Source organism: Stenotrophomonas sp. YJH_SMC_53 (genome assembly GCF_059369995.1).
Genome location: NZ_JCAFTF010000022.1, coordinates 1 through 12,476 on the forward strand (window position 1 = coordinate 1; position 12,476 = coordinate 12,476).

Here is a 12,476-nt window from a genome sequence, read left to right on the forward strand (position 1 = left end):
ATGTAAGCTCGGTCGCCGCTTGCTCGTGTGCGCAATCCTGCGCACACGGCAAGACCGGGGTTGGGCGTCCTGCCCAACCCGCCCGAGGCATGCCTCGGGCCCATGCGGCTCACGCCCCCGCAACCGGACCCACCCCGCCTTAGACAGCTTCCTGCAATCTGCCGGAACGGGATATTGCACTGGTGGGTGTCGACCTTGGTCGACACGGTGGATCCACGCCATGCGTGGATGAACGAAAGAATGATCGGAATGATCTTCTGTAGAGCCGAGCCATGCTCGGCTGAGAGGCTTCGCGTACAGCAGCCGAGCATGGGCTCGGCTCTACAAAGAGAGCCTGCCTTTGCTTTTGATCTTCTGATTCTTTTCCGTGGCTGGCACGCGCAGGAAACTGTGGGAGGCCGGTCGGGATGGGCTGCGCAGGACCGTTGGCGCCATGGATGGCGCCATCGAGCCCCCACGGACGGGTTTACGGCGTGTCCTGCGCAGCCCATCCCGACCGGCCCAACTCGCAATGCCAGTCGAGTAACAGTCGACTCTACCCGCGCCCAGCCACGAGGGGCCCCGCCGTTGGCTGGAACCCATCATTCCACGACGGAATTGGCGCCCAGGCCCCGCTGGGCCTACCATCGGCGGTCCCCACCCCCACCGCCCCTTCCATGTCCGCTCCCGCTTCCGCCGCACCGCGTCGCTGGTTCGTCGCCGGCGACTTCAACGGCTTCTTCGGCCTGGTCGTCGACAACCTTTCCATCCTCGGCTTCATCGCCATGGCCCTGGTCGGGATCTTCCAGTTCCCCGCCGACGTGGTGTTCGGCCGCATGTTCCCAGGCACGGCCTTCGGCGTGCTGATAGGCAATCTGCTGTACACCCTGATGGCACGCCGGCTGGCCGCGCGCAGCGGCCGTGACGACGTCACCGCCATGCCGCTCGGCCTGGATGCCCCCACCAGCATCGGCATGGCCCTGCTGGTGCTTGGCCCGGCCTTCATCGCGTTCAAGCAGCAGGGCATGGACCCGCACGCGGCGGGCATCGCCACCTGGCAGCTGGGCATGGCGGCGCTGGTCATCATGGGCGTGCTCAAGTTCGTTCTGTCGTTCTTCGGTGAAGCAGTCACCCGTGCGCTGCCGCGTGCCGCGCTGCTGGGTTCCATCGCCGGCATCGCGCTGGTGCTGATGGGCCTGTTGCCGCTGCTGGAGACGCTGCGCTCGCCGCTGGTCGGCTTCACCACGCTGGGCCTGCTGCTGTATGTGCTGATCGCCAAGGGCAAGCTGCCGGTGCGAGGCCCGGGCGTGCTGCTGGCCTTCGTGTTCGGCACCGCGCTGTACTACGGCCTGGGCCTGGCCGGGCTGGGCGCCCCCGGCTTCCATGTACCGGAGTGGGTGCCGCCGCAGGTGGTGCTGCCGCTGCCGACGCTGGGCTTCCTCGACGGCCTGCCCACCGCGATGACCTACCTGCCGCTGCTGCTGCCGTTCGGCCTGCTGATGGTGGTCGGCGGCATCAATGTTTCTGAAAGCGCGCGTGCGGCCGGCGATGACTACCGCACCCGCGACATCCTGCTGGTGGAAGCGGTGGCTACGCTGGTGGCAGGCGTCTGTGGCGGCGTCGCGCAGACCACGCCGTACATCGGCCAGCCGGCGTACAAGCACATGGGCGCGCGCAGCGGCTATACGCTGCTGACCGGCCTGTTCGTCGGCATCGGCGGCATGCTTGGCATCATCTCCGGGCTGGTGCAGTGGCTGCCGCTGGCGGTGCTGGCACCGATCATCGTGTACGTGGCCATCGACATCACCACCCAGGCCTTCCAGGCCACGCCGCGCCACCATACCGGCGCGATGGTGTTCGGTTTCCTGCCGTCGGTGGCCTACCTGCTGGCGATCAAGGCGCCGGGCTGGATCGCGCCGGATCAGCTGCCCCAGCTGCTGACCAAGCTCGACGGCCACGGCTTGCCGGAGCTGGCGGTGATCTTCACCCTCGGCAACGGCTTCATCATCACCTCGATGTTGTGGATCTCGGCGGTGGCGGCGATGGTCGATGGCCGCCTGCGCCGTGCCTGCGGCTTCCTGCTGGTGGCGGCGGTGCTGACCCTGTTCGGCCTGATCCACTCGGTGGATCCGCGCGGCGGCATCTACCTGCCGTGGGAGCTGGAAGGATTGGCGCGCATCATCAGTGTGCAGTTTGCCGGTGCCTACGTGGCCCTGGCGGTGCTGCTGGGCCTGCTGTCGCTGCAGAAGCAGCCGGTGAAGCCGCTGGGTGATCGCACCGATCATTGACCGGTGATGCCGGGCATGGCCCGGCGCTACCGCTTCTTCCACTTCTGGTGCTCTGTAGAGGCGAGCCTGCGCTCGGCTGCTCTGAGCCGAGCATGGCTCGGCTCTACAGGGGCGTGTTGCAGGCGGCGAATGCTTACAGCGCGCTCTGCCGGCCAGCGGCCGGCACTACCGCTCGGCGTCCAGCTCCGGGTAGTGGCGGAAGATGCCATTCGTGTTGAATGCCAGGCGCCTTTCCGAGCCCAGGTAGGCGGCAATGTTGGGTCGTTTCGCCACTCGTTCCTGCAGCGCACGCAGCAGGGGCACGGCGGGCGCCAGTGCCTGCATGCGGCGCGGGAACATGTAGTCCAGACCACTCAGCAGCTGGAACAGCGACAGGTCCACATAGGAATGCTCGCGCAGTGCATGGCGGCCACCGTTGGCGGCCAGCACCCGTTCGAAGTAGCACAGGAACTTCGGCAGGCGCTCGCTGCGCAGCGACGCGGCACGTGCCTTGGCCTCGGTCTTCTGCTCTTCGTAGTATTTTGATGCGGCGATCGGATGGTGAGTGTCATGCACCTCGGCCACCAGGTCAGCGATGGTCAACTGCAGTTGCAACGCCTGCATCCGCCGCGATGCGGCCTGCGGCACCAGATCCAGCGTCGGGCCGAGGAAGTCCAGGATGGCGGCGACCTGCGCAATGACCTGGCGACCGGCCTTCAGGAACGGCGGCGCGAAGGGCTGTGCCCCGTCACTGCTGCCATCGAGAAACGGTTGCATCACCGCATCACCGTGCACCCGCGCCATGTCGATGTAGTCGGCGCCGGCATCTTCCAGCGCCAGGCGCACGAACTCGCCACGGCCCTGGATACCGGTCCAGTAGTACAGCGCATACTGCATGGCAGTGTCTCCGCAGGACAAGGCCCACAGCCTCGCGCGCGGCACGCAAAGCAGGCGTGAGCGCGGCTTTGGCGTGGGCCGAAGCCGAACGGCAGCGGAACAGGCAGGGAACCGGCTGGAACCGGTGGGGTCACACCTTCTCCATGCGTGTGAAACGAGGTGCTGCATCATGCAGAGTGGAAAGGCGGTATGGCCCTGGGTGCTGGGTGTGGTGGTGATCGGCGGCGCGAGCGGTTGGTTGTTCCGCGATCAGCTGAGGCACCTGGCAGACGGTGTTTCGGTGCCGGTGCACTCAACCCCCGCCAGCACCAGCGCACCGCCGCAACCGCAGGCGGCCGCGGACCCCGCGCCAGCACCGCCGCCGATCAGGCATCCGCTGGACACCGAGGCCGCCGCTGACCCGGCGCTGCCCAAGTTGGCCGACAGTGATGCGGCTGCCTGGGGCGCATTGAGCCAGCTGTTCCAGGGCGAGGGCCCGATGACCCTGCTGCTGCGCGATCACCTGATCCAGCGCCTGGTCACCCAGGTCGACAACCTGGACAAACCAAGCGTGCCGCCGACGGCGCTGGCCGCACGGCCGCTGCCGGGCAACCTGCAGGTCGAGCCTGGCGAGGGCGGGGAACGCATCGCGGCAAGCAACTCGGCGCGTTACGCGCCCTATGTGCAGGCCTTCACTGCGCTGGATCCAGCGGCAACGGCTACGGCGTACAAGCGCTTCTATCCGTTGATCCAGCAGGCCTACGTCGACCTGGGCCGGCCCGAGGGCTACTTCAACGACCGGCTGGTGGCGGTGATCGACCATCTGCTGGAGACCCCGGAACTGGTGCAGGCGCCATTGGTGCAGCGTGATGAGCGCGGTCGCTACCGCTTCGTCGATTCCACCCTGCAGTCGCGCTCGATAGGCCAGAAGGCGCTGTTGCGCATGGACGCCGCGCAGGCGCGGGCGGTCAAGCAGCAGCTGCGGGCGATCCGCAGCGCGATCACCGGCTGAGTCCGCTCACCGCGCGGAACTGATCGGGATCAACGCGCCGACCACACCCGTTCCGGCATGCTGGCCGCAGGCTGACTGGCCTCGGGGTGCAGTCGCAGCCACCCTTGAAACGGGGTGGGGCAACCGCATCTTCCCAGCATCGCCGGCGCGGGCCGGCCCTGATGACCGATGAGGATTCGCAATGCGGATGGACAAGCTCACCTCGCGTTTCCAGCAGGCGCTGGCAGACGCACAGTCGCTGGCCGTGGGCCGCGACAACAGCATCATCGAACCGGTTCACCTGTTCAGCGCGTTGCTGGACCAGCAGGGCGGCAGCACGCGCCCGCTGCTGGCCCAGGCCGGGGTGAACGTGCCGGTGCTGCGCGAGCGCCTGACCGAGGCGCTGGATGCACTGCCGAAGGTGTCCGGCCAGGCCGGCAACGTCTCGATGGGCAATGACCTGGGGCGCCTGCTGAACCAGACCGACAAGCTGGCCCAGCAGCACGGCGATGCCTTCATTGCCAGCGAGTGGTTCGTGCTGGCGGCGCTGGAAGACAGCGGCACGCTGGGCATGGCGCTGCGCGCCGCCGGTGCCGACAAGACCCGCCTGCAGGCAGCCATCGACAAGCTGCGTGGCGGCGAGAACGTGCAGTCGGAGAATGCCGAGGAACAGCGGCAAGCGCTGGAGAAGTACACCATCGACCTGACCGCGCGTGCCGAGAGCGGCAAGCTCGATCCGGTGATCGGCCGTGACGAGGAAATCCGTCGCACGATCCAGGTGCTGCAGCGCCGGACCAAGAACAACCCGGTGCTGATCGGCGAACCCGGCGTGGGCAAGACCGCGATCGTGGAAGGGCTCGCCCAGCGCATCATCAATGACGAAGTGCCCGAAGGCCTGCGCGGCAAGCGCGTGCTGTCGCTGGACATGGGCGCGCTGATCGCCGGCGCCAAGTTTCGCGGTGAATTCGAGGAGCGCCTGAAGGGCGTGCTCAACGACCTGGCCAAGAACGAAGGACAGATCATCCTGTTCATCGACGAGCTGCACACCATGGTCGGCGCCGGCAAGGCCGATGGCGCGATGGATGCCGGCAACATGCTGAAGCCCGCCCTGGCGCGTGGCGAGCTGCACTGCATCGGCGCGACCACGCTGGATGAGTACCGCAAATACATCGAGAAGGACGCCGCGCTGGAGCGCCGCTTCCAGAAGGTGTTCGTCGGCGAACCCACGGTGGAGGACACCATCGCGATCCTGCGCGGGCTGAAGGAAAAGTACGCCGTGCACCACGGTGTGGAAATCACCGACCCGGCCATCGTGGCTGCCGCCACGCTGTCCAACCGCTACATCACCGACCGCCAGCTGCCGGACAAGGCCATCGACCTGATGGACGAAGCCGCCTCGCGACTGCGCATGGAGATCGATTCCAAGCCGGAGGAGCTGGATCGCCTGGAACGCCGGGTAATCCAGCTGAAGATCCAGCGCGAGATGCTGAAGAAGGAAAAGGACGAAGCCTCGCGGCAGCGCCTGGCCGATCTCGAAAAGGACATCGATGCGCTGGAGCGCGAGTTCTCCGATCTCAATGAAATCTGGAAGTCGGAGAAGGCGGCGCTGCAGGGCGCCACCAAGATCAAGGAACAGGTCGAGCAGGCCAAGCTGGAGCTGGAAGCTGCGCAGCGCCGCCAGGATTTCGCCAAGATGAGCGAAATCCAGTACGGCCTGTTGCCGCAACTGGAAAAGCAGCTGGCCGCCGCGCAGGAAGCCGAGCACAAGGACTTCAAGCTGGTACAGGACCGCGTGACCGATGAGGAGATCGCCGAGGTCGTTTCGCGCTGGACCGGCATCCCGGTCAACAAGATGCTCGAAGGCGAGCGCGACAAGCTGCTGCGCATGGAAGAAGTGCTGCACAACCGTGTGGTCGGCCAGGAAGAGGCGATCAAGGTCGTCTCCGATGCGGTACGCCGCTCGCGTGCCGGCCTGTCCGATCCGAATCGTCCGGCCGGCTCGTTCCTGTTCCTCGGCCCGACCGGCGTCGGCAAGACCGAGCTGTGCAAGTCGCTGGCCGAGTTCCTGTTCGACAGTGCCGACGCGATGATCCGCATCGACATGAGCGAGTTCATGGAAAAGCACAGCGTCGCCCGCCTGATCGGTGCGCCCCCGGGCTACGTCGGCTACGAGGAAGGCGGTTACCTGACCGAGGCCGTGCGTCGTCGCCCGTATTCGCTGATCCTGCTCGATGAGGTGGAGAAGGCGCATCCGGATGTGTTCAACATCCTGCTGCAGGTGCTGGACGATGGCCGCCTGACCGACGGCCAGGGCCGCACGGTGGACTTCCGCAACACCGTCATCGTGATGACCTCGAACCTGGGCTCGCATCAGATCCAGGACATGAGCAGCGACGACAGCCCGGAGGCCTACACGCAGATGAAGGCAGCAGTGATGGGCGTGGTGCAGGCGCACTTCCGTCCGGAGTTCATCAACCGCCTGGACGACATCGTCGTGTTCCACCCGCTGGACAAGCAGCAGATCAAGCAGATCGCACGCATCCAGATGCGCGGGCTCGAGAAGCGCCTGGCCGAGCGCGGTTTGAAGCTGGCGGTCTCCGATGCGGCATTCGATCTGCTCGGCAACGTCGGCTTCGACCCGGTGTATGGCGCGCGCCCGCTGAAGCGCGCGATCCAGTCGCAGCTGGAGAATCCGCTGGCGCAGCAGATCCTGTCCGGTGCCTTCGTCAACGGTGACACCATCGAAGTCGGCAACGACGGGGGACGCCTGGTCTTCGCCAAGGCTTGAACCGGTGGCGCGCCTGCCCTGGCTGGCGCGCCACCAAAGCCCTGGCAAGGCACAATGATCCCGTTTCACTTTCGCAAGGACGAGGAGAACCGCATGGACGTTACCCGAAGGGTTTCACTCTGCATGGCGCTGGCGCTCGCTGCTGTTGCTGGACACGCTGCAGCCGTCGAACAGGTCCAGCTGCCGCCGATGAAGGGTTACCAGCAGGCCCACCAGAGCACCGACGCACAAGGCAACCGCATCACCGAGTACGTGCCGCAGGGCCAGACCGTGCAGGACTGGACCGACATGGTCACTGTCAATGATGCGCCGAACAGTGGCCATGTGAGTCCGCGCGAGTTCCTCGGCATCATCGAGGCGGGGTGGCGCATGGCCTGTCCGGCAGCGCAGAGCCACTGGATCCGCGAAGGCGAGGAGGGCGGACGGCCATTCGCGCTGCTGATGCTCAGTTGCCCGCTGAACCCCGGCACCGGCAAACCGGAGTTCACCTGGATCAAGGGCATGCAGGGCAGGCAGGGCTTCCACACCGTGCAGAAGTCGTTCCGCGCCGAGCCGGAGAAGGACGACGTCGTGCAGTGGATCGGCTGGCTGCGCGAGGTCGGCTTGTGCGGCAGCGGCGCCGCACAAGCCTGCCACTGATCGCAGCGAAAGAGGGCGCCCCGCGGCGCCCTTCATGCATCAGAAGCGGTGCGTATAGCCGCTCATCACGCCGAACTGGTTGGCCTTCTGCACGATCGGGCTGTCGGCGGCATCGCCGAGCAGGCGCGTGCCTTCGGCCGAGATGTACCAGTTGCCATTACGGCCCACGCGGTGGCTCCACTTCAGGCCGACACCGGCGCTGACCAGGCCCGCCTTCGGTTTGTGCTCGGCAAAGCCGGTGCGCGCGGCCTGTTCCGGACTGACGCCGTACCAGGTCTGCATGTAGCCACGGTTGCCGTAGTCGGTGGAGACGCTGCCGCTGACCACGCCACCGGCCAGGTCGAACAGCGGCATGCTCAGGTTCAGGTGGATCTGCTGGGTAGCCAGTCCGTTCTCAGCCTTGTCCTCGTCCTTGCGGGTGAACTGCCAGGAGCCGCTCAGCACGGCCTCGCCCAGCGTATATCCAGCCGAGACACCGACCAGGGGACGGGTATCGATATCGCCCATGCCGCGCAGGAAGTCCGAACCACCGAGCAGCGAATCCTTGTCCTTGCGGATGCCGCTGGCACCGACGTAGGCGCGCACGCGGGTGTGCTCGCCGAGGGAGGTACCCCAGCCGATGCCACTGGTGCCCAGAAACCAACCTCCCGGCGAGGTGACATCGAAGGACAGCGAAGGCGTCGCACGGTACTCCTTGCTGCCGCTGTAGCGCGGCGCCACGCCACCGCCGGCGGCGAGCTCGAAGGTCCAGTGGTCATCCTTGGCGTGGGCGATCGGGGCGGCGAACAGCGGCAACAGGGCGAGGTGGAGCAGGGCGGGGGAACGGCGAAGCTGGGACATGGAAACTCTCGACAATGGGAGGAAAGCAGCGCGCGCATCCGGCGAGTGCTGCAGGGTCGCTAGCGTGGCGATACGCCGTCGACCGATCCGTCCGCAGTTGTGCGGGAGTTGTAATCAACTGTAATTGCGCCCGTGGGCGTTCAGCTGGCAGCCAGCGGCCAGTGCATTTCCAGGCGTGCGCCGCCGAGGGCGGCGCGACCGATGCGCAGTTCGCCGTGGTGACGTGCGGCAATGCGGCCGACGATCGCCAGGCCCAGGCCGAAGCCGCCAGTGTCGCGGCTGCGGCTGTCATCCAGGCGGGTGAACGGGCGGACCACCTTTTCGCGGTCAGCCTCGGCGATGCCGGGGCCGTCGTCGTCCACGCGCAGGCAGGCGCGCCCGCCCACACTCACCAGCGACACGTCCACCTGCGAGCGCGCGTGGCGCAGGGCATTGCCGACCAGATTGCTCAGCGCCAGCTGCAGCAGGCGCGGTTCCGCTTCCAGCCGAGGCAGGGCGCTGGGCTGCACGCGCAGCACCAGGCCGGCACGTTCGGCATCGCGGCGGGCATCGGCCAGGCAGGCCTGCAGCCAGTCGTTGGCTTCGATCCGCTGCATCGGTTCGCCCTCGCTGGGATGCTCCAGCCGTTCGTAGGCCAGCAGTTCGCTGACCAGCCGGTTGAGCTCGGCCAGGTCGCCATGCAGGCCCTGCGCCAGTCGTTCGCGGCGCTCGCGGTCATCGCTGTCCTGCATCAGGTCCAGGCCGAAGGCCACGCGCGCGATCGGCGTACGCAGTTCGTGGGAGATCGCATGGGTCAGGTCGCGCTGGCGCTGTACCAGTTCGGCCACGCGCGCGGCCATGCGGTTGGAATGGTCGACGATGACCCGGATCTGCGAGCGTGGCGAGACCTGCGCGCGTGCCTGCAGATCGCCGGCGCCGATGCGGTCGGCATGCACGCGCAGGGCATCCAGATCGCGCCAGAGCAGGCGTACCCAGGCGTACAGGCTGGCGCCGACCAGCAGCAGAATGCTGAGGTAGGCCGCGATGGTCATGTACGTGGTCATCTGCACCGCGCCAGGCACGCGCAGGTGCAACCAGCGACCATCGATGCCTTCGATGGGCAGCAGGACCTGCTGGTACTGATCGCGCACGATGAAGCCATCGGCCTGCACGGCTGCCTGTTCCTGCGGGGTCAGCGCGGGAGGCTTGTCGAGCAGGGTCAATGCGATGCCATAGTGCGGTTGCCACTGCTGCAGGCGCTCACGCTGCTGGCTACCGTCCAGGCCGGCCAGGCCGCTGCGCAGGGCGTACACCTGCCCGCGCACCTGCTGGACGAAAACGCGATCCTGCACGGGCGTATAGATGCTGTCGAGCACCCGGTTGAGAAAGAACACCGAGGCCAGGAAACAGGCGCCGGTGATGAACCACAGCCACAGGAACAGCCGCTTCATGCCGTCCAGGCCGACGGATTGAACTGGTAGCCGCGGCCCCACACGGTCTTGATCCGCCGCGGCTCGCGCGCATCGTCGCCGAGCTTGCGACGCAGCTTGCCGATGCAGACGTCAACGCTGCGGTCCAGGCCGTCGAAACCGATACCGCGCACCGCCTGCAGGATCTGGTCACGGGACAGGATCTGCCCCGGCTGGCTGGCCAGCAGCCACAGGATCTCGAATTCGGTGGTGCCCACGTCCACCGTGGCACCGTGCAGGTGTACCTCACGCTGCATGCGGTCGATCAGCAGTTCACCGTGCATCAGCCGGCTGGGCGTGCCGGTGTTGCTGCTGCCGTGGCGGCGGCGCAGCAGGGCGCGCAGGCGGGCCAGAAGCAGGCGTGGTTCGATGGGCTTGTGCACATAGTCGTCGGCGCCCGATTCCAGGCCCAGCACCTGTTCGATGTCGTCCTCGCAGGCGGTCAGCATCAGGATCGGCACATCGGAGAAGCTGCGGATCTGGCGGCACACGTCGATGCCGCCCAGGCCGGGCAGCATCAGGTCCAGCACCACCAGTTCCGGCGCGTGCTGGCGGCAGGCGGCGCCGGCCAGGTCGCCGCGTGCGATGTGCTGCACGGCGAAGCCATGCTGGTGGAGGTAGTCGCTCACCAGTTCGGCCAGGCGACGGTCGTCCTCTACCAGCATGACCGACGTAGGCGAACTGCTGGTGGTGGGATGCCAGGGCGATGGCTGCATGGGTGGGGCCTCCGTGCCCGGGCAGCAGCGCCCGGCGGCGCAGCCTAGCAGCGCCCCATGACGACTGCCTGAATCGCGGCCAACCTGATAACCGCCGGTACGGGCGTCATTGCCAGTGGCTTTCAGTGGCGGGCGCGGGCTGGCCTATGGTGGCGGTTTCCCCGGATGGAGCCTGGTGCAATGAGCGAACCGCAGTGGCAACTGGAAACCCTGGCCGTGCACGGCGGCTACCGTCCCGACCCGACCACCCGCGCGGTGGCGGTGCCGATCTACCAGACCGTGGCGTATGCCTTCGATGACACCCAGCACGGCGCCGATCTGTTCGACCTGAAGGTGCCCGGCAATATCTACACCCGCATCATGAACCCTACCACCGACGTGCTGGAGCAACGCCTGGCCGCACTGGAAGGTGGCATCGGGGCGCTGGCGCTGGCCTCGGGGCAGGCCGCGATCACCTATGCCCTCCAGACCATCGCCGAGGCCGGTGACAACATCGTCGCCTCCAGCGCGCTGTATGGCGGCAGCCTCAACCTGCTGGCACACACGCTGCCGCAGTATGCCATCCAGGCGCGCTTCGCCGACCCGGCCGATCCTTCTGCGTTCGCCGCGCTGATCGACGAGCGCACCAAGGCGGTGTTCGTCGAATCGATCGGCAACCCGCGCGGCAACGTCACCGACATCGCCGCCATTGCCGAGGTCGCGCATGCCGCGGGTGTGCCGCTGATCGTCGACAACACCGTGGCCACGCCGTTCCTGCTGCGCCCGTTCGAGCACGGTGCCGACATCGTCGTGCACTCGCTGACCAAGTACCTGGGTGGCCACGGCAACAGCCTCGGCGGTGCCATCATCGACTCCGGCCGCTTCGACTGGGCGGCGCAGCCGAAGCGTTTCGCCCGCCTCAACCAACCCGACCCCAGTTACCACGGCGTGGTCTATACCGAAGCACTGGGGCCGGCGGCCTACATCGGCCGCGCGCGGGTGGTCCCGCTGCGCAATACCGGTGCCGCGTTGTCGCCGTTCAATGCGTTCCTGATCCTGCAGGGCATCGAGACCCTGGCCCTGCGCATGGAGCGCATCAACGCCAATGCACTGGCCGTCGCGCAGTTCCTGAAGGCGCACGACAAGGTCGCCTGGGTGCGCTACGCGGGATTGGCCGACGATCCCGAGCATGCCGCCGCGCAGCGCTATCTGGGTGGGCACGGCTCGGGCGTACTGACCTTCGGCCTGCCCGGCGGCCGTGAAGCCGGCGCGCGCTTCCTCGATGCCCTGAAGCTGTTCACCCGCCTGGTCAACCTGGGTGATGCGAAGTCACTGGCCACCCATCCGGCCTCGACCACCCATCGCCAGCTGGATGCCGCGGAGCTGGCCAAGGCCGGCGTCAGTGAGGACACCGTGCGGCTGTCGATCGGCATCGAACACATCGGCGACCTGCGCGCCGACCTGGAGCAGGCCCTGGCCGCCGCCTGATAGCCACGCGCTTGGTCGTCATCGCCACAGGCGATCACCGCCGGCCACGCGATGCGCTAGGGTGGAACTGCCTCTCCAAGGCGTGGCAATGTGGCGATCCAGATCCCCGGTCGATGCGGGTCGACCGGGGATTTTTCTGTTTCCGGGGTCAGATCCGTTTTCCTGCGGAAAACGGATCTGACCCCATGTGCCGACGGTCGGCATCAATCCTGGTAGATCCACGCCATGCGTGGATGGATCACCATCGGAATCGAACATTCCGACAGTTCATCAAACAGCATCCACGCATGGCGTGGATCTACTGCAGATCGCGGAAAATTGTCGAAGGCGGGGTGGGTCCGGTTGCGGGGGCGTGAGCCGCATGGGCCCGAGGCATGCCTCGGGCGGGTTGGGCAGGACGCCCAACCCCGGTCTTGCCGTGTGCGCAGGATTGCGCACACGAGCAAGCGGCGACCGAGCTTACAT

The 12,476-nt window shown here is 67.0% G+C and carries 9 protein-coding genes; 5 read left to right on the forward strand and 4 right to left on the reverse strand.

Annotated features, from left to right (window positions below; genetic code table 11):
* Nucleotides 1-656: 656 nt before the first annotated feature.
* Nucleotides 657-2,267: a SulP family inorganic anion transporter gene (locus tag AC5P7X_RS20175; protein WP_171957525.1), complete on the forward strand. Its 1,611-nt coding sequence runs from the start codon at nucleotides 657-659 to the stop codon at nucleotides 2,265-2,267.
* Nucleotides 2,268-2,432: 165 nt separating this feature from the next.
* On the opposite strand, the gene AC5P7X_RS20180 is transcribed toward AC5P7X_RS20175, so the two are convergent.
* Nucleotides 2,433-3,143: a glutathione S-transferase gene (locus AC5P7X_RS20180; protein ID WP_206621001.1), complete on the reverse strand. Its 711-nt coding sequence runs from the start codon at nucleotides 3,141-3,143 to the stop codon at nucleotides 2,433-2,435.
* 169 nt (nucleotides 3,144-3,312) lie between these two features.
* Here AC5P7X_RS20180 and AC5P7X_RS20185 point away from each other — a divergent pair, with 169 nt between their 5' ends.
* From AC5P7X_RS20185 to AC5P7X_RS20195, 3 genes are all read left to right on the forward strand, one after another.
* The gene (locus tag AC5P7X_RS20185; RefSeq protein WP_329843366.1) at nucleotides 3,313-4,134 is read left to right on the forward strand and encodes a DUF3014 domain-containing protein; all 822 of its coding nucleotides are present in this window, start codon (nucleotides 3,313-3,315) and stop codon (nucleotides 4,132-4,134) included.
* Nucleotides 4,135-4,315: 181 nt separating this feature from the next.
* The gene (clpB, locus tag AC5P7X_RS20190) at nucleotides 4,316-6,901 is read left to right on the forward strand and encodes an ATP-dependent chaperone ClpB (RefSeq protein ID WP_329843364.1); all 2,586 of its coding nucleotides are present in this window, start codon (nucleotides 4,316-4,318) and stop codon (nucleotides 6,899-6,901) included.
* Between the two features lie 93 nt (nucleotides 6,902-6,994).
* The gene (locus tag AC5P7X_RS20195; RefSeq protein ID WP_227838095.1) at nucleotides 6,995-7,540 is read left to right on the forward strand and encodes a hypothetical protein; all 546 of its coding nucleotides are present in this window, start codon (nucleotides 6,995-6,997) and stop codon (nucleotides 7,538-7,540) included.
* A gap of 39 nt (nucleotides 7,541-7,579) precedes the next feature.
* On the opposite strand, the gene AC5P7X_RS20200 is transcribed toward AC5P7X_RS20195, so the two are convergent.
* The 3 genes from AC5P7X_RS20200 to AC5P7X_RS20210 form a co-directional block, all read right to left on the reverse strand.
* On the reverse strand, nucleotides 7,580-8,380 hold the full coding sequence (locus AC5P7X_RS20200) for a MipA/OmpV family protein (protein WP_329843362.1): 801 nt from the start codon (nucleotides 8,378-8,380) through the stop codon (nucleotides 7,580-7,582).
* Nucleotides 8,381-8,520: 140 nt separating this feature from the next.
* Nucleotides 8,521-9,810: an ATP-binding protein gene (locus tag AC5P7X_RS20205; RefSeq protein WP_065178912.1), complete on the reverse strand. Its 1,290-nt coding sequence runs from the start codon at nucleotides 9,808-9,810 to the stop codon at nucleotides 8,521-8,523.
* Entirely contained in the window at nucleotides 9,807-10,544 is a 738-nt protein-coding gene (locus tag AC5P7X_RS20210; RefSeq protein ID WP_005418539.1) for a winged helix-turn-helix domain-containing protein, read from the reverse strand. Before AC5P7X_RS20210 ends, AC5P7X_RS20205 begins: the two co-directional genes overlap by 4 nt.
* Nucleotides 10,545-10,724: 180 nt before the next feature.
* Here AC5P7X_RS20210 and AC5P7X_RS20215 point away from each other — a divergent pair, with 180 nt between their 5' ends.
* The gene (locus AC5P7X_RS20215; protein WP_053500794.1) at nucleotides 10,725-12,011 is read left to right on the forward strand and encodes an O-acetylhomoserine aminocarboxypropyltransferase/cysteine synthase family protein; all 1,287 of its coding nucleotides are present in this window, start codon (nucleotides 10,725-10,727) and stop codon (nucleotides 12,009-12,011) included.
* The last annotated feature ends 465 nt before the right edge of the window (nucleotides 12,012-12,476 follow it).